This is a genomic window from Ensifer sp. Root127, assembly GCF_001425225.1.
Classification (GTDB): domain Bacteria; phylum Pseudomonadota; class Alphaproteobacteria; order Rhizobiales; family Rhizobiaceae; genus Ensifer; species Ensifer canadensis.
This window is the reverse complement of sequence record NZ_LMDX01000012.1, coordinates 504,624-523,820: the sequence shown is the minus strand read 5'-3', so window position 1 is coordinate 523,820 and position 19,197 is coordinate 504,624. Positions and strand designations below refer to the sequence as shown.

At 60.8% G+C, this 19,197-nt stretch carries 18 protein-coding genes; 10 read left to right on the top strand and 8 right to left on the bottom strand.

Annotated features, from left to right (window positions below; all coding sequences use genetic code 11):
* Positions 1–8 precede the first annotated feature (8 nt).
* A complete protein-coding gene (locus ASD03_RS17050) occupies positions 9–1,064 on the top strand; it encodes a glycosyltransferase family 4 protein (protein WP_025427082.1) in 1,056 nt (351 codons plus the stop codon).
* A gap of 23 nt (positions 1,065–1,087) precedes the next feature.
* Here the strand turns inward: ASD03_RS17050 and ASD03_RS17045 are convergent, their stop codons facing one another.
* The 4 genes from ASD03_RS17045 to ASD03_RS17030 form a co-directional block, all read right to left on the bottom strand.
* Positions 1,088–2,110 (bottom strand): glycosyltransferase, encoded by a 1,023-nt coding sequence (locus ASD03_RS17045; RefSeq protein WP_057214353.1) that lies wholly within the window; start codon positions 2,108–2,110, stop codon positions 1,088–1,090.
* On the bottom strand, positions 2,107–3,138 hold the full coding sequence (locus ASD03_RS17040) for a glycosyltransferase (protein WP_025427084.1): 1,032 nt from the start codon (positions 3,136–3,138) through the stop codon (positions 2,107–2,109). The genes ASD03_RS17045 and ASD03_RS17040 overlap by 4 nt, the downstream gene beginning before the upstream one ends.
* A gap of 18 nt (positions 3,139–3,156) precedes the next feature.
* Entirely contained in the window at positions 3,157–3,966 is an 810-nt protein-coding gene (locus ASD03_RS17035) for a glycosyltransferase family 2 protein (RefSeq protein ID WP_025427085.1), read from the bottom strand.
* An 83-nt stretch (positions 3,967–4,049) separates the two neighbouring features.
* Positions 4,050–4,520: an Lrp/AsnC family transcriptional regulator gene (locus ASD03_RS17030; protein WP_025427086.1), complete on the bottom strand. Its 471-nt coding sequence runs from the start codon at positions 4,518–4,520 to the stop codon at positions 4,050–4,052.
* 847 nt (positions 4,521–5,367) lie between these two features.
* Between ASD03_RS17030 and trxB the strand changes: the two genes are divergently transcribed.
* The 5 genes from trxB to ASD03_RS17005 all read left to right on the top strand — a co-directional run bounded on the left by trxB (position 5,368) and on the right by ASD03_RS17005 (position 10,291).
* Entirely contained in the window at positions 5,368–6,342 is a 975-nt protein-coding gene (gene trxB, locus ASD03_RS17025; RefSeq protein WP_025427087.1) for a thioredoxin-disulfide reductase, read from the top strand.
* 115 nt (positions 6,343–6,457) lie between these two features.
* The gene (locus ASD03_RS17020) at positions 6,458–7,354 is read left to right on the top strand and encodes a LysR family transcriptional regulator VtlR (protein ID WP_038577011.1); all 897 of its coding nucleotides are present in this window, start codon (positions 6,458–6,460) and stop codon (positions 7,352–7,354) included.
* 616 nt (positions 7,355–7,970) lie between these two features.
* Complete coding sequence (locus ASD03_RS17015; protein WP_025427089.1) at positions 7,971–8,261, top strand: metalloregulator ArsR/SmtB family transcription factor; 291 nt, start codon at positions 7,971–7,973, stop codon at positions 8,259–8,261.
* A 40-nt stretch (positions 8,262–8,301) separates the two neighbouring features.
* A complete protein-coding gene (locus ASD03_RS17010) occupies positions 8,302–9,423 on the top strand; it encodes an alkene reductase (RefSeq protein WP_025427090.1) in 1,122 nt (373 codons plus the stop codon).
* A 67-nt stretch (positions 9,424–9,490) separates the two neighbouring features.
* A complete protein-coding gene (locus tag ASD03_RS17005) occupies positions 9,491–10,291 on the top strand; it encodes an aminoglycoside phosphotransferase family protein (RefSeq protein ID WP_025427091.1) in 801 nt (266 codons plus the stop codon).
* A gap of 2 nt (positions 10,292–10,293) precedes the next feature.
* Here ASD03_RS17005 and ASD03_RS17000 read toward each other — a convergent pair whose 3' ends face one another.
* On the bottom strand, positions 10,294–10,863 hold the full coding sequence (locus tag ASD03_RS17000) for an XRE family transcriptional regulator (protein WP_025427092.1): 570 nt from the start codon (positions 10,861–10,863) through the stop codon (positions 10,294–10,296).
* 36 nt (positions 10,864–10,899) lie between these two features.
* Here ASD03_RS17000 and ASD03_RS16995 point away from each other — a divergent pair, with 36 nt between their 5' ends.
* Positions 10,900–11,409, top strand: coding sequence for a GNAT family N-acetyltransferase (locus tag ASD03_RS16995; RefSeq protein ID WP_025427093.1), 510 nt, complete (start codon positions 10,900–10,902; stop codon positions 11,407–11,409).
* Positions 11,410–11,560: 151 nt separating this feature from the next.
* Positions 11,561–12,442, top strand: a complete 882-nt coding sequence (locus ASD03_RS16990) for a lytic transglycosylase domain-containing protein (protein WP_234907880.1) — start codon at positions 11,561–11,563, stop codon at positions 12,440–12,442.
* Here ASD03_RS16990 and ASD03_RS16985 read toward each other — a convergent pair.
* Positions 12,432–13,466 carry an NAD(P)H-binding protein gene (locus tag ASD03_RS16985; RefSeq protein ID WP_025427095.1) on the bottom strand — a complete coding sequence of 345 codons (1,035 nt, stop codon included), beginning with the start codon at positions 13,464–13,466 and terminating at the stop codon, positions 12,432–12,434. The genes ASD03_RS16990 and ASD03_RS16985 overlap by 11 nt on opposite strands.
* Before the next feature lie 94 nt (positions 13,467–13,560).
* Here ASD03_RS16985 and ASD03_RS16980 point away from each other — a divergent pair, with 94 nt between their 5' ends.
* The gene (locus ASD03_RS16980; RefSeq protein ID WP_025427096.1) at positions 13,561–14,475 is read left to right on the top strand and encodes a LysR family transcriptional regulator; all 915 of its coding nucleotides are present in this window, start codon (positions 13,561–13,563) and stop codon (positions 14,473–14,475) included.
* A 46-nt stretch (positions 14,476–14,521) separates the two neighbouring features.
* Here the strand turns inward: ASD03_RS16980 and gyrA are convergent, their stop codons facing one another.
* A complete protein-coding gene (gene gyrA / locus ASD03_RS16975; protein WP_025427097.1) occupies positions 14,522–17,296 on the bottom strand; it encodes a DNA gyrase subunit A in 2,775 nt (924 codons plus the stop codon).
* Positions 17,297–17,630: 334 nt separating this feature from the next.
* Between gyrA and ASD03_RS16970 the strand changes: the two genes are divergently transcribed.
* Positions 17,631–18,260 (top strand): MarC family protein, encoded by a 630-nt coding sequence (locus ASD03_RS16970; RefSeq protein ID WP_025427098.1) that lies wholly within the window; start codon positions 17,631–17,633, stop codon positions 18,258–18,260.
* Between the two features lie 262 nt (positions 18,261–18,522).
* Here the strand turns inward: ASD03_RS16970 and ASD03_RS16965 are convergent, their stop codons facing one another.
* Positions 18,523–19,071, bottom strand: coding sequence for a single-stranded DNA-binding protein (locus ASD03_RS16965; protein WP_025427099.1), 549 nt, complete (start codon positions 19,069–19,071; stop codon positions 18,523–18,525).
* Positions 19,072–19,197: the final 126 nt, after the last annotated feature.

Below are 19,197 nucleotides of genomic sequence, written 5' to 3'. Positions count from 1 at the left end.
GCGATTCCGTGGCTGACATCCGGGACGTCGAGGTGATCGCTCCCAATTTCAAGCGGCGCCTCTCGGGCGTTACCTCGACAATCATCCAACTCATCCCGATCCAGCGCGCGCTGGGTCAGAAGATCGCGGTGCTCGGTCCGGGTCTTCCCGACAGTCTGCCTTCGATCAGGTTTCTCGATCTCCTGCATCTCTGGAAAGCGCCCGACGGCCGGCGCTGCCGCGTCTGGCACGCTCGGCGCAACGTCGAGATGTTGCCGGCGATCATCCTGCGCGATCTCCTGCGCATGAAGTTGAAGATTGCCTTCACCTCGGCATCCCAGCGCCGCCATACGGGCTGGAGTAAATTTCTGATCGGCCGTATGGATGCGGTGATCGCGACAAGCGGCAAGACAGCCGCCTATCTCGAAGTGCCGAACGACGTCATCCTGCACGGGATCGATACCATACGGTTCCAGCCGCCCGTCGATCAGCATCAGGCGAAGGCCGCACTTGGCGTCGATCCGGCCCAGAAATTCGTCGGCTGCTTCGGGCGGGTCCGCCGTCAGAAGGGCACCGATCTCTTCGTTGATAGCATGATCGCCCTCCTGCCCTGCCGTCCAAGCTGGAGCGCGATCGTTGCCGGTCGGGCGACGGGTCCGCATGTGGCATTTGAAAACGAGCTCAAGGAGCGCGTCGCCAAAGCCGGGCTTGCCGAGCGTATCCTGTTTGTCGGTGAACACACCAACATTCCCGACTGGTACCGGGCGCTCGATCTTTTCGTCGCGCCGCAGCGCTGGGAAGGATTCGGTCTGACACCGCTCGAAGCCATGGCAACGGGCGTTCCCGTCGTGGCGACCGATGTCGGCGCATTTTCCGAACTGGTTGTGAGCGGTGCAGGCGAAACCGGGACGATCGTCCCGGCCGATAACCTTCAAGCCATGGTCGAGGCGACGGCCGCGTTCATGGATGGTGACCGGCGGCGCACAGCAGCGGGTGCGAATGGCCTTGTCCGCACCGCCACTTCGTTTGCGATCGAAGGCGAAGCGGCCGCCATCAATTCAGTGTACGAACGGCTGATGCGCTGACCGGCCTAGTGGCCGACTGCCGCCTATTTCTTCGAGGCGAACAGCTTCAAATAGGCGTTGGTGATGGCCTGTTTGGAAAACTGGTTCATCAGCGTTTCGTAGCCGCGTTCTGCCAAACGCGACCCGATCTGTCGGTCGTTTGCTATGCGCTCGATGGCGTGGCCGAAACCCTCGGCATCGCCGATATCGACCATCAGGCCGTTTTCACCGTCGCGCATGAACCATTGCGGTCCTTCAGAGCGGCTTGAAACGACTGGCGTGCCCTGCGCCCAGGATTCGAGAATAACGTTGCCGAGTGGTTCATGGCTTGACGCCATGACGAAGATGTCTGCGGCGGCCAGGAACGCACGCGTGTCCTTTTGCCAGCCGGCAAATCGCACCCGGCCCGAAACACCGAGATCGATGGCAAGCTTTTCGAGGTTTTCGCGCTCTTCCCCATCTCCGACAAGCCAGAGATACGCACCCGGCACCTTGGCGATCGCTTCGATCAGCGTATGGAAGCCCTTGCGCTCAACGAAGCGGCCCATCGACATGACGACCGGCGCGTCGTTCGGCGTATCCAGCGTGGCGCGGCTGACGGCAGCGACGCGTTCGGTATTGGTGAAATTGGAGATAACCTCGACGTCGCGCTTCCAACCGATTTCGCGCACATGCGCGGCGATGCCAGGAGTGTTGCAGACGAGGCAGTCGGTGTTGCGGAAGTAGTCGAGCCGCGGCGGGTAGTCGCCGAGCCGCGAGATCTTGATGCAACCCTTGTAGTTCGGCATCAATTCGCTGGCACGGGGCGCCCATGCCATAAGAGCATCCGGCTTCCACGTCTTGGCGAGCCGTGCTGTCTTCCATGGAAGAAGGATGCGGTCGACCGACAGGTTCCGGAAATGGCTCTCTTTGATTCCGACGGAAGGGCTGATGTCCTTGCGCCAGATCCGATCCGGTCGAATGATCGCCTTCTGTTCAACGCCGCGCTCGGCAAAGGCATTGACGAGATGGACGAAGAAACGCTCGGCGCCACCATCCTTGCCGAAGTGAAAATGGACGAGTTTCATGTTTGCTTCGAACCCCGGGCAAACAGCTCGAGGTAGGTCTCTGAGATCACCTGCTCCGAAAAACGCTTGGCAAGCGTATCGCGCCCACCTTCGCAGAGGCGCGTGCGAAGCGCCGGGTCGTCGCGCAGCCGTTCGATAGCGATTGCCAGACCCTCCGCATCGGCACAATCAACCATCAGTGCGTCCTGGCCATCCGTCATGACCCAGGACGGCCCCTCGGCGCGAGACGCAATAGTGGCTACTCCCGCACCCCACCCCTCAAAGCAGACGTTGCCCAAAGGCTCATGCAATGATGTGATCGCGAAGGCATCGCCCGCCGACAGGTAGCCATAGGCGTTCGTCTTCCAGCCAGGAAAGCGCACACGGTCCCTTATGCCGAGTTCTTCTGCAAGCCGTTCGAGGTTGGCGCGTTCGGGACCATCGCCCAGCAGCCAAAGATAGGCGCCATTGACCTTGGCGACGGCGCGCAGCAGATGATCGAAGCCCTTTCGCGGCACGAACCGCCCCATGCCGACGACGACAAAGGCATCCTCCGGCGTTTCGAGGTCTCGGCGCTCTATCGCGGCCGCCGGCGTTGCCCGTGTGAAGTTGGCGATCACTTCGACCCCACGCTTCCAGCCGAGCTTTCTGACGCGATCGGCGATATCGGGTGTTATGCAGACGAGCGTCTCGACATTCGTGTAGTAACCGAGGTGCTCCGGATAATCGCCAAGTCGGGAAATGCGGAAGGCCTTGTTGTAGACAGGCATGAAACGGCTTGCGCGAAGCTGCCAGGCCATGATCACGTCGGGTTGGAACTCCCGCAATATCCGCTGCATGCGTGCCTGAAGGACAAAGCGCGAGAGCGAAATTCGGCGAAAGACGCCTTCGTAGATCTTGCCGCAATGCTCCAGCTCTTGACGCCAGCTTCTGTCGGGCCTGATCAGCATGCGCTGCTCGACACCACGATCATGCAATGCGTTGACGAGATTGACGAAGAACCGTTCCGCTCCACCGTCCTTGCCAAAATGGATATGCATCACTTTCATAAAATCACCTGGATGCTTTCAATGCAGAGCGGCATCATCGTTGTTGGGACGCTTACTGAGTGCGTGCCTCTGATAGATTTTTGCGGCGGTCAAGAATGCGTATACGGCGCCCGTCATGGCTTCGATGAAGCCCGGAAAGCCACAGCGCCAAAGCCCGTTTCGGAAATAGAGACGATAAAAGTAAAGCGGTGGGCTGAACAGCATCTTGTATGGCCGCGGTGGTTTTCCGGCCGCTGCCTGCTGATCCGCCTTCAGCGTGGAGTACTTGTTTTCCTTCAGGATCTGTTCGTCGATAACAAGCGGACGATAATGAAGCAGGCTGCCTTTGCTGGCGGCGCCAACATGACCATCGGGTACGATACCCTCGTGCACTTTCTGACTGAGGTCGTAGCGTCCCCTGCCCTTGCGGATCAGGCGCAGATTTCGCCTCTCATGCACGCGCACCGGCGTATAACCGTAACCGATCAAATAGGGGCGGCGCGCCACGCGCCAGCCGACCGTCTCGGCCGGCCCGTCAAGCAGCGACGGCAGAAGCGCCTTCAGCGGTTCATCAAGGCGTTCGTCGGAGTCGATGTTGAAGCACCAGGGTTGCGTGCACTGGTCCAGCGCGAACTGTTTCTGGCCCGCATAGCCCCGCCAGGGCTCGTGCATGAAGCGGATCGGCCATCCATTATCGATGAAGGATTGCACGAGCGCGGCAGTGCCATCCGTCGATCCCGAATCGACGATGACGATCTCGGCGCACTGCTCGAGGCTCTCGATGCAGTTGCCGAGGTAGGCCTCTTCATTCTGGCAAATGATGAAGGCGGAAAGCGGAAGTTTGCTCATGGATGACGCCACTCAACTTCGGTCGTGTCTGCGTTCTCCAAGGGAGCCTCGCTGCCGTTGCGGATCCGCAAGTGTTCCGGATCCTAGATCTGGACCAGCCCGATATCCTTGACCTGACGAATGGTCAACATCGTGCGAACCGTATCGACGCGCTCGTTGGCGGTCAAAACCTCGATGACGAAATCCTGGAACGCGGTCAGGTTCTCGGCGACGCAATGAAGCAGAAAGTCGCTTTCGCCCGAGACTGTCCATGCCTGGCGCACGATCTGCCATTCCGCGGTTGCCGCGGCGAATGCCTTGAGATCCGCCTCCGACTGCCGCTTGAGACCCACCATGCAGAAACCCACCAGATCGAAGCCGAGCGCCGGTGCGTTCAGCAGCGCGTGGTAGCCCTTGATAACGCCGGTTTCCTCGAGTTTGCGCACCCGTCGCAGACAGGGGGGCGCCGAAATGCCAACACGCTGGGCGAGATCCACATTGGTCATCCTGCCGTCACGCTGGAGCTCGCGAAGGATCTTGAGATCGATTGCGTCGAGCTCGACTTGTTTCGTCATGAAGGTTCGTCCTTTTCACAAAGCGACTTTGATGCATGGGGCAAAGCCGAAGAGGAGTATCTTTGCTTGGATTGCCCGGTAGGTTGTCGTCACCGAGCCGATTTTATCAGGTTGGCCATAGAGAATTGATCGACAGTCGACCGTCCGTTCGACCTGCACGTAGTGACGGACCCTGCGTGTGCAGTTCTCGCTCGTAGCGCGTGAGCCTTGTGTTATCGGCGGGCGATCTTGGAGGCGTGGAGGCGTATGTTTGCGATCCGGTTCCCGCACTGAAGGCGAGGCTACTCTCCGGTCGTGAATTGCCGAACGCGGCGAGTTCGCGGTCGAGCCAAACGCGGCTTGCATTCAACCCCATATGCCTCTCCAGCAAAGTGAATCCGCGTGAAATATCGCCAAACCGATCCGACAACAAGCATCTGCGCCGACTATTCGCGGGAAAACCGGCGTTCAGAGGCGGTCGCGCCCGGTTGACGTCGATTCTTTTGGGGGCGTTCGTCGAAAAACCTGTGGCGATCCACGCCTTCGCGCCCGTCCTAGGTCTTCCGTCAGGCGTGTAAGGGGGCAATGTCGTGTTGCCCTCGATCCCTGTATCTCATGTTCCGTTCGCTGGATCCGGTTCTCATGCGATGTCATCACGGGCTTGTGACGTGAAGAAGGGGGACGCAAGCGGTGCAAAAATGCCTGATCTGGTGTCAAATCGGCGCCTTGGGCTCAAGCACTTGTGTGTATCACCGCGACCGCCCTTGAAAGTCCCGGGGGGGAATACCTAAAGTATGGCACTATTTGCCTGTGATGTAACGGAACCGGACAGGGCCCTTCGGCCATTCGGTGAGCGAAGGACAAGACCATGACTGCCCGCCACGTAAAAGCGCTGATCATCGGCTCCGGCCCGGCCGGTTATACCGCCGCCATCTACACGGCGCGCGCGATGCTGGAACCGGTCCTGATCGCCGGCATGGAACAAGGCGGCCAGTTGATGATCACCACCGATGTGGAGAACTATCCGGGCTATGCCGATCCGGTTCAGGGTCCGTGGATGATGGAGCAGATGCTGAAGCAGGCGACGCATGTTGGCGCCGAGATCGTCAATGATCTGGTCACGGATGTTGACCTTTCCGTTCGCCCCTTCCGCGTCAAGACCGACAGCGGCAACGATTGGACGGCTGACGCCTTGATCATTGCCACCGGCGCCAAGGCAAAGTGGCTCGGCATCGAAACCGAGCCGACTTTCATGGGCTTCGGCGTTTCGGCCTGCGCCACCTGCGACGGGTTCTTCTATCGCAACAAGGACGTCATCGTCGTCGGCGGCGGCAATTCGGCCGTTGAAGAGGCTCTTTACCTCTCCAATCTCGCAAAGACCGTCACCGTCGTTCATCGCCGCGATTCGTTCCGCGCCGAAAAGATCCTGCAGGAGCGCCTGTTCGCCAAGCCCAACGTCAAGATCATCTGGGACCACGAGGTCGTCGAATATCTTGGTGCCGCCCCCAAGCCGCCGATGCCTGCATCGGTCAATGGCGTGAAGCTGCGCAACACCAAGACGGGCGAAACGAGCGACATGGTGACCGACGGCGTCTTCGTCGCAATCGGTCATGCGCCGGCTGTCGAACTGTTCAAGGGCAAGCTCCGGCAGAAGTCCAATGGCTATCTCTGGACGGCCGCTGATTCGACGGCGACCGATATACCCGGCGTTTTTGCCGCAGGTGACGTCACCGACGACATCTACCGCCAGGCCGTGACGGCTGCAGGCATGGGATGCATGGCGGCGCTCGAGGCCGAGAAATACCTGGCGGGTCATATGCCCGTCGCAATTGCAGCCGAATAGAAGCTGCGAATCGGGAAGCTCCAGGCAAGGAGCCTTCCCGTATGGGAACAGATGCATCAGCCGCACGCGGAGGACATGATCCCGTCCCCCGGGGTGGTTTCATATGGGGGACTTCATGTCGCTGGATTGGGACAAACTGCGCATTTTTCACGCGGCGGCCGAGGCTGGGTCGTTCACGCATGCGGCAGACAAGCTCCATCTCTCTCAGTCGGCGATCAGCCGTCAGGTGAGCTCGCTTGAGCAGGATGTCGGCATCAAGCTGTTCCACCGCCACGCGCGCGGCCTGATCCTGACCGAGCAGGGCGAGATCCTCTACCGGACTGCGCACGAAGTGCTGATGAAGCTCGAAAGCGTCAAGGTTCAGCTGAGCGAGACGACCGACAAGCCGAGCGGCAAGCTGCGCATCACGACGACCGTAGGCCTTGGCCAGGGCTGGCTGACCGACAAGATCCAGGAGTTCATGTCGCTGCACCCTGATGTCCAGGTACAGTTGATCCTCGATAACGAGGAGCTCGACGTGAACATGCGCCATGCCGACTGCGCCATACGCCTGCGCCAGCCGCAGCAATCCGACCTGATCCAGCGCAAGCTCTTCACCGTGCATATGCACGTCTATGCGGCGCCCTCCTACATCAACAAGCACGGCGAACCGCAGTCGCTCGACGATCTCGACAACCACCGCATCATTACCTTCGGCGAACCTGCGCCAAACTACCTGCTCGACGTCAACTGGCTCGAAATCGCCGGCCGCGATTCCGACAACCCGCGGACCTCGCATCTGCAGATCAACAGCCAGACCTCGATCAAGCGCGCCTGCCTGCTCGGCATCGGCATAGCGATGCTGCCTGACTATATCGTCGGCCGCGATCCAGGCCTGATACAACTTCCGATCAGTGCCGACATTCCGTCGTTCGACACCTACTTCTGCTATCCCGACGAGATGAAGAATGCTGCCAAGCTCAAGGTCTTCCGCGATTACATCGTCGCCAAGGCCAGGAACTGGAGCTTCTGACGCCAAAGGCGCCATTGCTCGATTTGTGAGCATTTGCCGGATGGCTGATTAGCTCGTTGTTTTATAATCGTAATTTAGATCGTGCGGCGCATTTGGTGCGCCGCATTTTGTTTGTGCGGTGCAAAAATGAGCAGTGATGCGCACATGGCATGGCTGACATGCATATTAAATGATTGCTGCTCGCCCAAAAAAGCAGCATACCACCCTCAGCTGATGCATCTTTGGTGGCTTCTCCTCCCAGTGCCACCGCAGCAGCTGTTCCCCTCTGGAGGTTTAATTACCTTCACAACTATAAGGGCCCAAGTCATCTTGTGGCCCTCTTTTTTTGTCTACTGTGTGGACACGGGCGAGCCGTGACGAAATTCACAGCCGGCTATTGAAAGCTGGTACTTCGCTTCCCATATCAAAATGTAGCTGATGCATTCTTGGTGGCTTTCTCCTCCCCGCCACCGCAGCAGCTGTTCCCCTCTGGAGGTTCTAATTACCTTCACAACTACAAGGGCCCAAGTTTTCTTGCGGCCCTCTTTTTTTGCTCATTTCCTCCTCACGCTCTTGTGATTTGAATATCGAGTGTAGCCGATACATCTATCGATAAAACACGATATGGCGATAGACGATGGATCGAGACGAAATCTTCAAGGCCCTGGCACACCCGGCAAGAGTGAGCATCCTTGCTTGGTTGAAGGAGCCCGAGGTGCACTTTCCGACCCAGGAGCATCCGTTTGAGATGGGCGTTTGCGCGGGGCAGTTCGAGCGCTGCGGCCTGTCGCAATCGACCGTATCCTCCCATCTCGCCATTCTCCAGCGCGCTGGCCTGGTGACAACCCGCCGTCTCGGCCAATGGGTTTTCTACAGGCGCAACGAAGAGACGATTGCCGCGTTCCTGAAGGACATCGGCAGTCTCTGACACCCCCCCCAAGACCAAACTGAAACCGAAAGGACCTGCAATGGCTACCCTATTCGATCCCATCACCATTGGTGACATCACCCTGAAGAACCGCATCGTCATGGCGCCGTTGACGCGCAATCGTTCGCCGAAGGCCGTGCCGAACACACTCAACGCCACCTATTACGAACAGCGCGCATCGGCTGGCCTGCTGATCACCGAGGCAACTGCGATCACCCAGCAGGGCCAGGGTTATGCCGATGTGCCCGGGCTCTACACATCCGAAGCCCTCGAGGGCTGGCGCAAGGTCACCGATGCCGTGCATGCCAGGGGTGGCCGGATTGTCGTACAGATGTGGCATGTCGGCCGGATCTCACATGATTCGCTGCAGCCGGACGGTGGCAAGCCGGTTGCACCTTCAGCGATAAGGGCAAAGTCCAAGACCTATCTGATCAATCCCGATGGCACGGGTTCGTTTGCCGAAACCTCCGAACCGCGTGCGCTCGACATCAGCGAACTCGACGGGATCGTTGAGGACTATCGCAAGGCTGCCCGCGCCGCGATCGATGCCGGCTTCGACGGTGTCGAGATCCACGCCGCCAATGGCTATCTCATCGATCAGTTCCTGCGCTCCGGTTCGAACCAGCGCACCGACGCCTATGGCGGTTCGATCGAGAACCGCGCCCGCTTCCTGTTCCAGGTAGTTGATGCCATCACCTCGGAGATCGGCGCCGGCCGTGTCGGCATCCGTCTCTCGCCGGTGACGCCCGCCAACGACGCCTTCGATCCGGAGCCGCAGGCGCTGTTCAGCTATGTCGTCAAGAACCTGGCCCGTTATCCCCTCGCCTATCTCCACATCATCGAGGGTGCGACCGGCGGTCCGCGCGATCACCAACAGGGCGAGCGTCCGTTCGACTACCACGCTCTACGCGCCGTCTATGCCGCTGCCGGCGGCAAGGCTGCCTGGATGACCAACAACGGATATGATCGCGATCTGGCGGCAAAGACAGTTGAAAGTCGCGAGGCCGATCTGGTCGCCTTCGGTAAGCCGTTCATTGCCAATCCTGACCTTGTCGAGCGCCTGCAGGAGAACGCTCCGTTGAATGCGCCGGATCAAGCGACGTTCTATGGCGGCGGCGCAAAGGGCTATACCGACTACCCGTCTCTTGAACAGGTCGCCTGATACCACCACATCCCTCAAGCCCCGCCGGTCGGCGGGGCTTGATCGCCAACGGACCATCCCTCCTTGTATGTTTGCTCCCTACCTCGAAAAATGGTCGCTGCAGCCGGACGGTGACCGGGTCTCAACGCGATCGAGCCAACTGCTGCCGGTGCGCTGGCGCGGCCTGCCGGCAATGCTGAAGGTCGCTCACGAAGTGGAAGAGAAGCTCGGCCGGTTGCCGATGCTCTGGTGGGCCGGCCAGGGTGCTGCCGAAGTCTATGCCGACGACGAGGATGCGCTTGTGATGGAGCGTACCGACAGCCGGCGATCGCTGTTTCATATGGCGATGACGGGAAGCGACGAGGTGGCGACACGGATCATCTGCGGGACGGTGGCTGCGCTCCATGCGCCCCGCGATGCGGCCATTCCCGATCTCGTCCCGCTTGAGAGATGGTTTGCGGCACTGGCGCCGGCAGCACGAACCCATGGCGGCGTGCTGGCGCGTTCGCTTGCGGCGGCCGAGGCCTTGTTTTCCGATCCGCATCCGCCGGTCGTGCTGCATGGCGATGTTCACCACGGCAACATTCTCGACTTCAGTGCCCGTGGCTGGTTGGCGATCGACCCGAAGCCGGTCTATGGCGATCCGGGTTACGACTATGCCAATCTCTTCTGCAATCCGGAACTGGCTGTGGTGAGCGAGCCCGGTCGCCTGCAACGCCATCTCGCTATTGTCGCAGAGGCGACTCGACTGGCGCCGCGCCGTATCCTTTCCTGGATTCTGGCCTATGCGGGTCTCTCTGCCGCATGGTTTCTGGAGGATGATGACGACTTCGATGTCGAGGGCGAAATGCTGGTCGCGCGGATCGCTGCAGCCGAAATCGACAGGTAGCGTCAGCGGCTGCTTAAGAGGATCACCGCATAGACACATAACGTATCGTTGCCATTGCGGAAGATGCAGTCCGTGGGTGGTCCGAGCTCAAGGCAATCGCCTGCTGCCAGCGCATGCGTCTCCTCGCCTTCCGTGAAGGTCAAGGCGCCCTGCTTCACCCAGATCAACTGGCGAAACATTGCATAGGCGGCCGCCGGCATAGGCACGTCCGCACCCGCTGGCAGTTCGACCTCGATCAGTTCCAGCGGCAGCTCGGAGTTCGGTGAGACATGCCGCCTGAGATATCCGCTTTGCGGATCGCGCCAGACCGGCTGGTGCTCGCGCCGCGACAGGCGACCCTCCTGAATTTCCGCGCGGGCGATCAGCGTCGACATGGTCAGGCCGAAGGCACCGGAAAGCCGCGCAAGCAATGTTGCCGTCGGACTGCTATCTGCGCGCTCGATCTTGTGGATCATCGTGCGGGAGACGCCGGAGCGTTCCGCAAGCTCGCTCAGTGACCAGCCGCGGATTTCCCGCTCGAGACGAATGCGATCACTGATGCGTTGATCAAGGCTGTACACTTTAGTATCCATGACGTAGTCATATGGTGTACGAACATGCGGGGCAACATGCTGACCAGGCAAGCAACGAAAGATGACCTGCCGGTCATCTGCGACATCTACAACGACGCGGTGGCCAATACGACCGCCATCTGGAACGACACGATCGTCGATGTCGCCAATCGAGCTGCCTGGCTCAGGGCGCGAAGCGATGCCGGATACCCGGTCCTGGTCGCGGTGGCAGACAGCGGCGATATCGTCGGCTATGCCTCCTTCGGCGACTGGCGTGCGTTTGACGGTTACCGGCACACGGTCGAGCATTCCGTGTATGTCCACCGCAAAAGCCGTGGCGGCGGCATCGGCCGCGAGCTGATGGTTGCCTTGATCGCCGAGGCCGAACGTCTCAACAAGCATGTGATGGTGGCGGGGATCGAGTCGGAGAATGCCGCCTCGATCCGGCTTCACCAACGGCTGGGTTTCACAGAGACCGGTCGAATGCGCGAAGTTGGAACGAAGTTCGGCCGTTGGCTCGACTTGACCTTCATGCAACTGGTGCTCTCCACCGGCTCACCCGCCTGAAGGACCTGTTTTTCCTGACCTCGCGAGATGCTATGTATAAAGCCGGTCTGTTTCGATGAGGCATTGCGGGCGGTACGGCATGGGGAACGGCAGCTCAAAAGGTCTTGCGTTTGCCGCCAGAGGGCTGCTGGCGCTTTTGATGGCCGTGAGCATGGGGTCGCCGGATATCGCTCAGGCTCGCATCGACGAGCTGCCGGTGCGCGCCAAGTGCATCTATGTCGGCCGGTCGGTGACGGACCCGGTTAAATCGCTGTGCATCAGCAAGGAAAGCTTCGAGCGCGATGTTTGCGGCGTCATCGATCATTATGCCGCCGCCAATGACTTGCCTTCAGCCTTCTTTGCGCGCCTTATCTGGCGCGAAAGCCTGTTTCGGCCGAATGCGGTCAGCCCGAAAGGGGCGGAAGGCATCGCGCAGTTCATGCCGGGAACGGCGAAAATGCGTGGCCTTTCCAACAGTTTCGATGTCGTTGCCGCTCTGGGAAAATCAGCCGAATATCTTGGTGAGCTGAAGTCGCGCTACGGCAATCTCGGTTTTGCCGCCGCCGCCTACAATGCCGGTGAAAATGGGCTGGAGCGTTTCCTCGAAGTGGACTGGCTGCCGACGGAGACACGCAACTATGTGCTGGCGATCACCGCCTACAGCGTCGAGGACTGGCGGGACAATCCGCCAAAGACACTCGATCTGACGCTCGACAAGAGCAAGAATTTTCTCGACGGCTGCGTGGCGCTGGCCAGCACCCGCCAACTGCGCGAGATCGACGTGATCGATGAGGCGGAGTGGGCGCCCTGGGGCGTACAGCTTGCGGCGCATTTTCAGAAATCGGTGGCGCAGCGGCTCTTCGTCAACGCTGTCAAACGTCTGCCGGCCCCGATCCGTAGCGAGAAGGCCCTGCTCCTGCGCGAACGCAATGCCAGCTTCGGCCGCCGCATTCGTTATGCCGCCCGAATCGGCCGCGATAGCCAGGTGGAAGCCAATGCGCTTTGCGCCACCATTCGGAAAAATGGTGGCGCTTGCTTGGTCTTCAGGAACTGATCGCCATTTTGGCTGGGGTGAGTCCCTCGCCGGCGCCGATTTGTCCGGCACTCTGCGGCAAGCAGCCGAGCGCCTTGAGGGTTTTGGCCACCGCTTCATCGATCGGTGTACGCGGCTCCTCGCCGAGCAAGTCCAGCAATCGATTGTTCGGCATCCGTAGCGGTTGGCGCCAGAGGTAGCGCATCTTGCGCAACTCCCGAAAGAGCGGGACGAAGGGGGAAGCCAGCGTCACCAGCCACCATGGAAAGGCACGTGCCGGAAGCCTTTGCTGTCCCGCTGCGCGCCGGATGGCGGCGATCATCTTCGTGCCGTCATCATCGACGAAACCGCCCATATGGTAGACGGCAAAGGCCGGCAGATCCTCGGCACGCTCGACCAGACGGATCATCGTCTCGGCCACATCGGGCAGATAGGCCCATTGGTGGGCGACGCCCTTCTTTCCGGGATAGCTGATCGCGGTCAGCGGCTTGCCCGGCTTGACCAGCCCTTGCGAAAACCAGTTGTTGGCGGCATCGGGGCCGAAGAAATCTCCAGCCCGCAGGATGATCACGCCGACACCGGCGTCTGACGCAGCTTTCAATCGAAGTTCCATCTCCTTGCGGATCATGCCCTTGTCCGTATGCGGGTTCTGCGGGCTGTCTTCGGTCAGAAGCGGGAAGGCATCCTGACCGAAATTGTAGATCGTGCCCGGCAGCAAAATGCGCGCGCCTTCCGCTTTCGCGGCGGCAATGGTGTTGTCGAGCATCGGCAGTACCAGCTTGCCCCAGTTGCGGTAACCGGGCGGATTGACGGCATGAACGATCAGTTCGACGCCTTCTGCGGCGGCGCGAACGTCCAGCCGCTTCATCGCATCGCCCTCCACCCATTCGTACGCGGGCGCCTTCTGCGCGGCCTTGGCGATATTGCGATTGAGTGCGCGCACTTTCCATCCCCGCTGGCTGAGGCCGCGGGCGACGGCACCACCGATGCCGCCGGTCGCGCCCAATACCAGGACTGTTCTTGCCTTTTCCAGATTGTCGGTCATTGCGTCTGCTCCATCGGTTCTGATGGAGGAAATGTCGTGCAATTCCGGGATAAACGGAATTGTCGTTTTCTGTTTCATTGCTATACTTTTATGTATGAGCAAGATCGAGCCGAGCTGGGACTACTACCGGACTTTCCTGAAGGTGCTGAAAGAAGGCTCGCTGTCGGCGGCGGCGCGCGAGCTCGGCCTGACGCAACCGACGGTCGGGCGCCATGTCGATGCAATGGAGGAGATGCTCGGCTTTCCGCTCTTCACTCGCTCGCCGCAGGGACTGTTGCCGACCGATGCCGCCCGCGCGCTTCAACCCTATGCCGAAGCGCTCGCAGCAACATCAGCGGCCCTGCTTCGCGCTGCCTCCGGCCAGCAGGATACGGTCAGCGGAACGGTGCGCATCAGTGCCAGCGAAGTGATCGGTATCGAGGTGTTGCCGCCGATCCTTGCCGAGCTGCATGTGCAATATCCGGATCTGACCATCGAGCTGTCGGCTTCCGATGCGATCGAGGACATCCTGCGGCAGGAGGCGGACATCGCCGTGCGCATGGCGGTGCCCAGTCAGGATGCGCTGGTGGCGCTTCATATCGGCGCGGTGCCGCTCGGTTTTCACGCCCACCGGCGATACCTCGACCGGCGCGGCACCCCGGCCACGCTTGCCGATCTGAGCCGCCACAGCCTGATCGGCTATGACCGCGAGACGGCGGCGATCCGGGCAATCATCGCCCGCACACCCGGCCTGCCGGACGTGCGCTTTGCGCTGAAGGCAGACAGCAACCTCGCGCAGCTTGCCGCCATTCGCGCCGGTTTCGGCATCGGTATCTGTCAGAATGCGCTTGCTGCCCGCGACCCCGATATTCTCCCGGTACTGGCAGACGGGTTCGTAATGAAGCTCGAGACATGGCTCGTCATGCACGAAAACCTGAAGGCGGCGCCGCGTTGCCGGGTGGTCTTCGATGCGCTGGCCAAGGGCCTGAGAACCTACATTCGCCCGCCGGAAATCATGGCTGCCCAATAAAAAAGCCCGCCGATCGGCGGGCTTTTCAGTCGGTTGGAGCCGCCTATCAGGCTTCGGCTTCCGGCGTTTCCGGTGCGCCGTTTTCGGCTGCCACCAGGTCCTCGCCTTCTTCGTCACCTTCCGGTTCGCTGATGCGCTCGACCGAGACGACCTTTTCGTCCTTGGCCGTCGAGAAGATCGTCACGCCCTTGGTGGCGCGGCTGGCAAGCCGGACGCCATTGATCGGCACGCGGATCAACTGGCCGCCATCGGAAACGAGCATGATCTGATCGTTGTCTTCGATTGGGAAGGCCGCGACGAGTACGCCGATCTCCGTCGTCTTCGAGGTGTCGGTGGCGCGGATGCCCTTGCCGCCACGACCCGAGGTGCGGAAATCGTAGGACGACGAACGTTTGCCAAAGCCCTTCTCCGAAACCGTCAGAACGAACTGTTCGCGCGCCTTCAGCTCTTCGTAGCGCTCGTTGGTGAGTTCGCCACCTTCGGTGACTTCCTCGCCGACCAGAGCGATTTCTTCTTCCTCGCCGTTCGTGCGCCGCTCGGCGGCTGCGCGCTTCAGGTAGGCCGCCCGTTCCCATGGCTCAGCATCCACATGGCCGAGGATCGCCATCGAGATGATGCGGTCGCCGTCACCAAGGTTGATGCCGCGGACGCCGATCGAGTTGCGGCCGGCAAAAACGCGCACGTCGTCGACCGGGAAGCGAATGCACTGGCCGAGCGCCGTCGTCAGCATGACGTCGTCATGCTCGGTGCAGGTGTCGACCGAGAGGATCTCGTCGCCATCCTCCTCCAGTTTCATCGCGATCTTGCCGTTGCGGTTGACCTGGACGAAGTCGGACAGTTTGTTACGGCGCACCGTGCCGCGCGTCGTCGAGAACATGACGTCGAGGTTTTCCCACGTCGTTTCGTCCTCGGGCAGCGGCATGATCGTCGTGATGCGTTCGCCGGGTTCAAGCGGCAGCATGTTGATCAGTGCCTTGCCGCGCGATTGCGGCGTGCCGATAGGCAGGCGCCAGACCTTCTCCTTGTAGACGATGCCACGGGAGGAGAAGAACAGAACCGGCGTATGAGTGTTGGCAACAAATAGCCGGGTAACGAAATCCTCGTCCCTGGTTGCCATGCCGGAGCGGCCCTTGCCGCCGCGGCGCTGCGCGCGATAGGTGGTCAGCGGCACGCGCTTGATGTAGCCGAGATGCGAGACGGTCACGACCATGTCTTCGCGGGCGATCAGGTCCTCGTCGTCCATGTCGGGACCGCCTTCGGCGATCTCGCTGCGACGCGGCGTGCCGAACTCCTCGCGAACGGCGGTGAGTTCGTCCTTGACGATGGTCATGATGCGGAGACGCGACGACAGGATATCGAGGTAATCCTTGATTTCCTCGCCGATCTTGTTGAGTTCGTCGCCGATTTCGTCACGACCAAGCGCAGTCAGGCGCTGCAGGCGCAGGTCGAGAATGGCGCGCGCCTGCTCTTCCGACAGGTTGTAGGTATTGTCTTCGTTGATCCGGTGACGCGGGTCGTCGATCAGCCGGATGAGGCTGTCGACGTCATGCGCCGGCCAACGGCGCTCCATCAACTGTTCGCGCGCGGTCTGCGGATCGGGCGCATGCCGGATCAGCTTGATCACTTCGTCGATGTTGGCAACCGCGATGGCGAGACCGACCAGGACATGCGCACGGTCGCGCGCCTTGCGCAGCAGGTACTTCGTTCTCCGGCTAACGACTTCCTCGCGGAACGAGACGAAGGCGCGCAGCATGTCGAGCAGCGTCATCTGCTCCGGCTTGCCGCCGTTGAGCGCCACCATGTTGCAGCCGAAAGACGACTGCAGCGGCGTGTAACGGTAAAGCTGGTTCAGGATGACGTCGGCATTGGCGTCGCGCTTGAGTTCGACGACGACGCGGTAGCCCTGACGGTCCGATTCGTCGCGCAGATCCGAGATGCCTTCGATGCGCTTATCGCGCACCAGTTCGGCCATCTTCTCGATCATCGTCGCCTTGTTCACCTGGAAGGGAATCTCGGTGATGATGATCTGCTCGCGGTCACCGCGCATCGGTTCGATATGGGCACGACCGCGCATGATGACCGAACCGCGGCCGGTCTCGTAGGCCGAGCGGATACCCGAGCGGCCGAGGATGAGCGCACCGGTCGGGAAGTCCGGCCCCGGGATGATTTCCATCAGCTCCGGCAATTCGATCGCCGGGTTGTCGATCAGCGCCATACAGCCGTTGATGACTTCGACGAGGTTGTGCGGCGGAATGTTGGTCGCCATGCCGACCGCGATGCCGCCGGCGCCGTTGACGAGCAGGTTCGGGAACTTCGCGGGCACCACCACCGGCTCGCTCATCGTGCCGTCGTAGTTGTCGCGGAAATCGACCGTTTCCTTGTCGAGGTCGTCGAGCAGCGAGTGCGCTGCCTTCTGCAGGCGGCACTCGGTGTAGCGTTCTGCCGCCGGCGGGTCGCCGTCGACCGAGCCGAAGTTGCCCTGGCCGTCGATCAGCGGCAGCCGCAGCGACCAATCCTGGGCCATACGTGCCAGCGCATCGTAGATCGCCGAATTGCCGTGCGGGTGGTATTTGCCCATCACGTCCCCGGTGACACGGGCGCATTTGACGTACTTCTTGTTCCAGTCGATGCCGAGTTCGCTCATCCCGTAGAGGATGCGGCGATGAACGGGTTTCAGGCCGTCACGCACGTCTGGAAGCGCGCGGCTGACGATGACGCTCATGGCGTAATCGAGATAGGACCGCTGCATTTCCTCGATGATGGAAATCGGCTCGATGCCTGGCGGAGTCTTTCCGCCGCCGGGAGTGCTTTGCTCAGTCAATTGTGATCACGATCTTTGTTCAGAATCAGTCGGATATTTATAGCCGAATGCGCCTGGAAGCGCCAATTTTGGCCCGTGGTTGTGAACAGTCTTTTGCCGTCGGAACAGGCTTTTCTAGGGCATTGCAGCGGAAATCGGAAGTGCTGGCGACAAAGTCGGCTGCCCGGCCTGAACGGCTGTGAGAAGGTTCCGTCACATCCTCATTAAGCTATTGCTCAAGCTTTGGCCACCGACCCCTTCCCAAGCCCCCTCCGCTTGCCTAACAATGCCGATCTGCCACCGGGAAAACTCGGGGCGCGCGCGCACGCACGCGACAATCCGGAAGGGGAAACGGATGTTCAATGTCGACCTCCTGGTCAACGCACTCACCACCCTGCTCGTCACGCTCGATCCGCCGGGGCTCGCCCCGATCTTCCTGAGCCTCACCGTCGGCCTCAGCCGGCAGGAACGCTTTCAGGTCGCCACACGCGGCTCGCTGATCGCCTTCTTCATCCTTGCCGCCTTCGCCGTCTTCGGTAACGGCATTCTCGGCCTGCTCGGCATATCCATCGGTGCCTTCCGCATCGCCGGCGGTCTGCTGCTGTTCTGGATTTCCTTCGAGATGATCTTCGAGAAGCGTCAGGAGCGAAAGGAAAAGACCGGCGAAAACGCCACCACCAAGGACCACATCCACAATATCGCGGTGTTCCCGCTTGCCCTGCCGCTGATTGCCGGGCCGGGCGCGATCTCCGCGACGATCCTGCTTGCCGGCTCGTTCCCGACGGCGGTCGAGCGCACGCAGCTGTTGATCGTCATCGCGCTGTCGATGGTCAGTCTTTTCCTGGCGCTTGTCATCGCCGAACGCATCGACCGTTTTCTCGGCGTCACCGGCCGGGCAATCCTCACGCGCCTGCTTGGGGTCATCCTGGCGGCACTTGCAGTCCAGTTCGTCGTCGACGGCGTGAAATCGGCAATGGCGGTCTGAGGCCATCGGGACGTTTGAGCGCTTCCGCTTTGGATAGAGTTGCGGAAGCGTCCCGTCTCCTGGTCATACGCACTTCCGGACGGAAAACCGCTTCGCACTTTTCCTGGAAATGCTCCAACCGACAGAAACGTTCATTCGAACGCAAAAAGGGCCGGTTTCCCGGCCCTTTTTCAATGTCACGATATTGCCATTAAAGGCCCGTGCCGTTCCAGTCTGCTCACCAAAGGGCGTCCGCAACTGAAAATCGCCGTGTTCGCGTGGCTCAGAACGGGATGTCGTCGTCGAGATCGCGCGAGAAGTTGCCGCCACTCTGGCTGCCCTGACCACCCTGGCCGCCGCCGGAGCGACCGCCGCCGGAGGACTGGCGCGGCTGCTGATCGTAGTCGTCGTAGCCGCCGCCAGCGCCGCCACCGAAATCGCTGGAGCCGCCACGGCCGGCGCCGGAGCCGCCGCCCTCGCCGCGACCATCAAGCATGGTCAGCGTCGAGTTGAAGCCCTGCAGCACGATTTCGGTCGAGTAACGATCATTGCCCGTCTGGTCCTGCCATTTGCGGGTCTGCAGCGCGCCTTCGATATAGAGCTTCGCGCCCTTCTTGACGTATTGCTCGACGACCTTGCACAGGCCTTCGTTGAAGACGACGACGGTGTGCCATTCGGTCTTTTCCTTGCGCTCGCCGCTGTTGCGGTCACGCCAGGTTTCCGATGTGGCAATGCGCAGGTTGGCGATCGGCCGGCCGTCCTGCGTGCGCCGGATTTCCGGGTCCGCCCCGACGTTTCCGACCAAGATCACCTTGTTGACGCTACCAGCCATATTGCTTTTCCCGTGGTTTTGCCGCGCCGCCGGCACGGCTTTCGAATTTCAAGAACGCGTATCTTAGCGGTCCGCTGCCGCGGATACGCCCCGCATCGTACATAATCCACAACAGATTTAGTCGAT

Excerpts from the sequence above, each read along its gene's own strand:
- ASD03_RS17045 (WP_057214353.1), bottom strand. The coding sequence starts at position 2,110 with ATGAAACTCGTCCATTTTCACTTCGGCAAGGATGGTGGCGCCGAGCGT.
- ASD03_RS17040 (WP_025427084.1), bottom strand. The coding sequence starts at position 3,138 with ATGAAAGTGATGCATATCCATTTTGGCAAGGACGGTGGAGCGGAACGG.
- ASD03_RS17035 (WP_025427085.1), bottom strand. The coding sequence starts at position 3,966 with ATGAGCAAACTTCCGCTTTCCGCCTTCATCATTTGCCAGAATGAAGAG.
- ASD03_RS17030 (WP_025427086.1), bottom strand. The coding sequence starts at position 4,520 with ATGACGAAACAAGTCGAGCTCGACGCAATCGATCTCAAGATCCTTCGC.
- trxB (WP_025427087.1), top strand. The coding sequence starts at position 5,368 with ATGACTGCCCGCCACGTAAAAGCGCTGATCATCGGCTCCGGCCCGGCC.
- ASD03_RS17020 (WP_038577011.1), top strand. The coding sequence starts at position 6,458 with ATGTCGCTGGATTGGGACAAACTGCGCATTTTTCACGCGGCGGCCGAG.
- ASD03_RS17015 (WP_025427089.1), top strand. The coding sequence starts at position 7,971 with ATGGATCGAGACGAAATCTTCAAGGCCCTGGCACACCCGGCAAGAGTG.
- ASD03_RS17010 (WP_025427090.1), top strand. The coding sequence starts at position 8,302 with ATGGCTACCCTATTCGATCCCATCACCATTGGTGACATCACCCTGAAG.
- ASD03_RS17005 (WP_025427091.1), top strand. The coding sequence starts at position 9,491 with ATGTTTGCTCCCTACCTCGAAAAATGGTCGCTGCAGCCGGACGGTGAC.
- ASD03_RS17000 (WP_025427092.1), bottom strand. The coding sequence starts at position 10,863 with ATGGATACTAAAGTGTACAGCCTTGATCAACGCATCAGTGATCGCATT.
- ASD03_RS16995 (WP_025427093.1), top strand. The coding sequence starts at position 10,900 with ATGCTGACCAGGCAAGCAACGAAAGATGACCTGCCGGTCATCTGCGAC.
- ASD03_RS16990 (WP_234907880.1), top strand. The coding sequence starts at position 11,561 with ATGGGGTCGCCGGATATCGCTCAGGCTCGCATCGACGAGCTGCCGGTG.
- ASD03_RS16985 (WP_025427095.1), bottom strand. The coding sequence starts at position 13,466 with ATGACCGACAATCTGGAAAAGGCAAGAACAGTCCTGGTATTGGGCGCG.
- ASD03_RS16980 (WP_025427096.1), top strand. The coding sequence starts at position 13,561 with ATGAGCAAGATCGAGCCGAGCTGGGACTACTACCGGACTTTCCTGAAG.
- ASD03_RS16970 (WP_025427098.1), top strand. The coding sequence starts at position 17,631 with ATGTTCAATGTCGACCTCCTGGTCAACGCACTCACCACCCTGCTCGTC.
- ASD03_RS16965 (WP_025427099.1), bottom strand. The coding sequence starts at position 19,071 with ATGGCTGGTAGCGTCAACAAGGTGATCTTGGTCGGAAACGTCGGGGCG.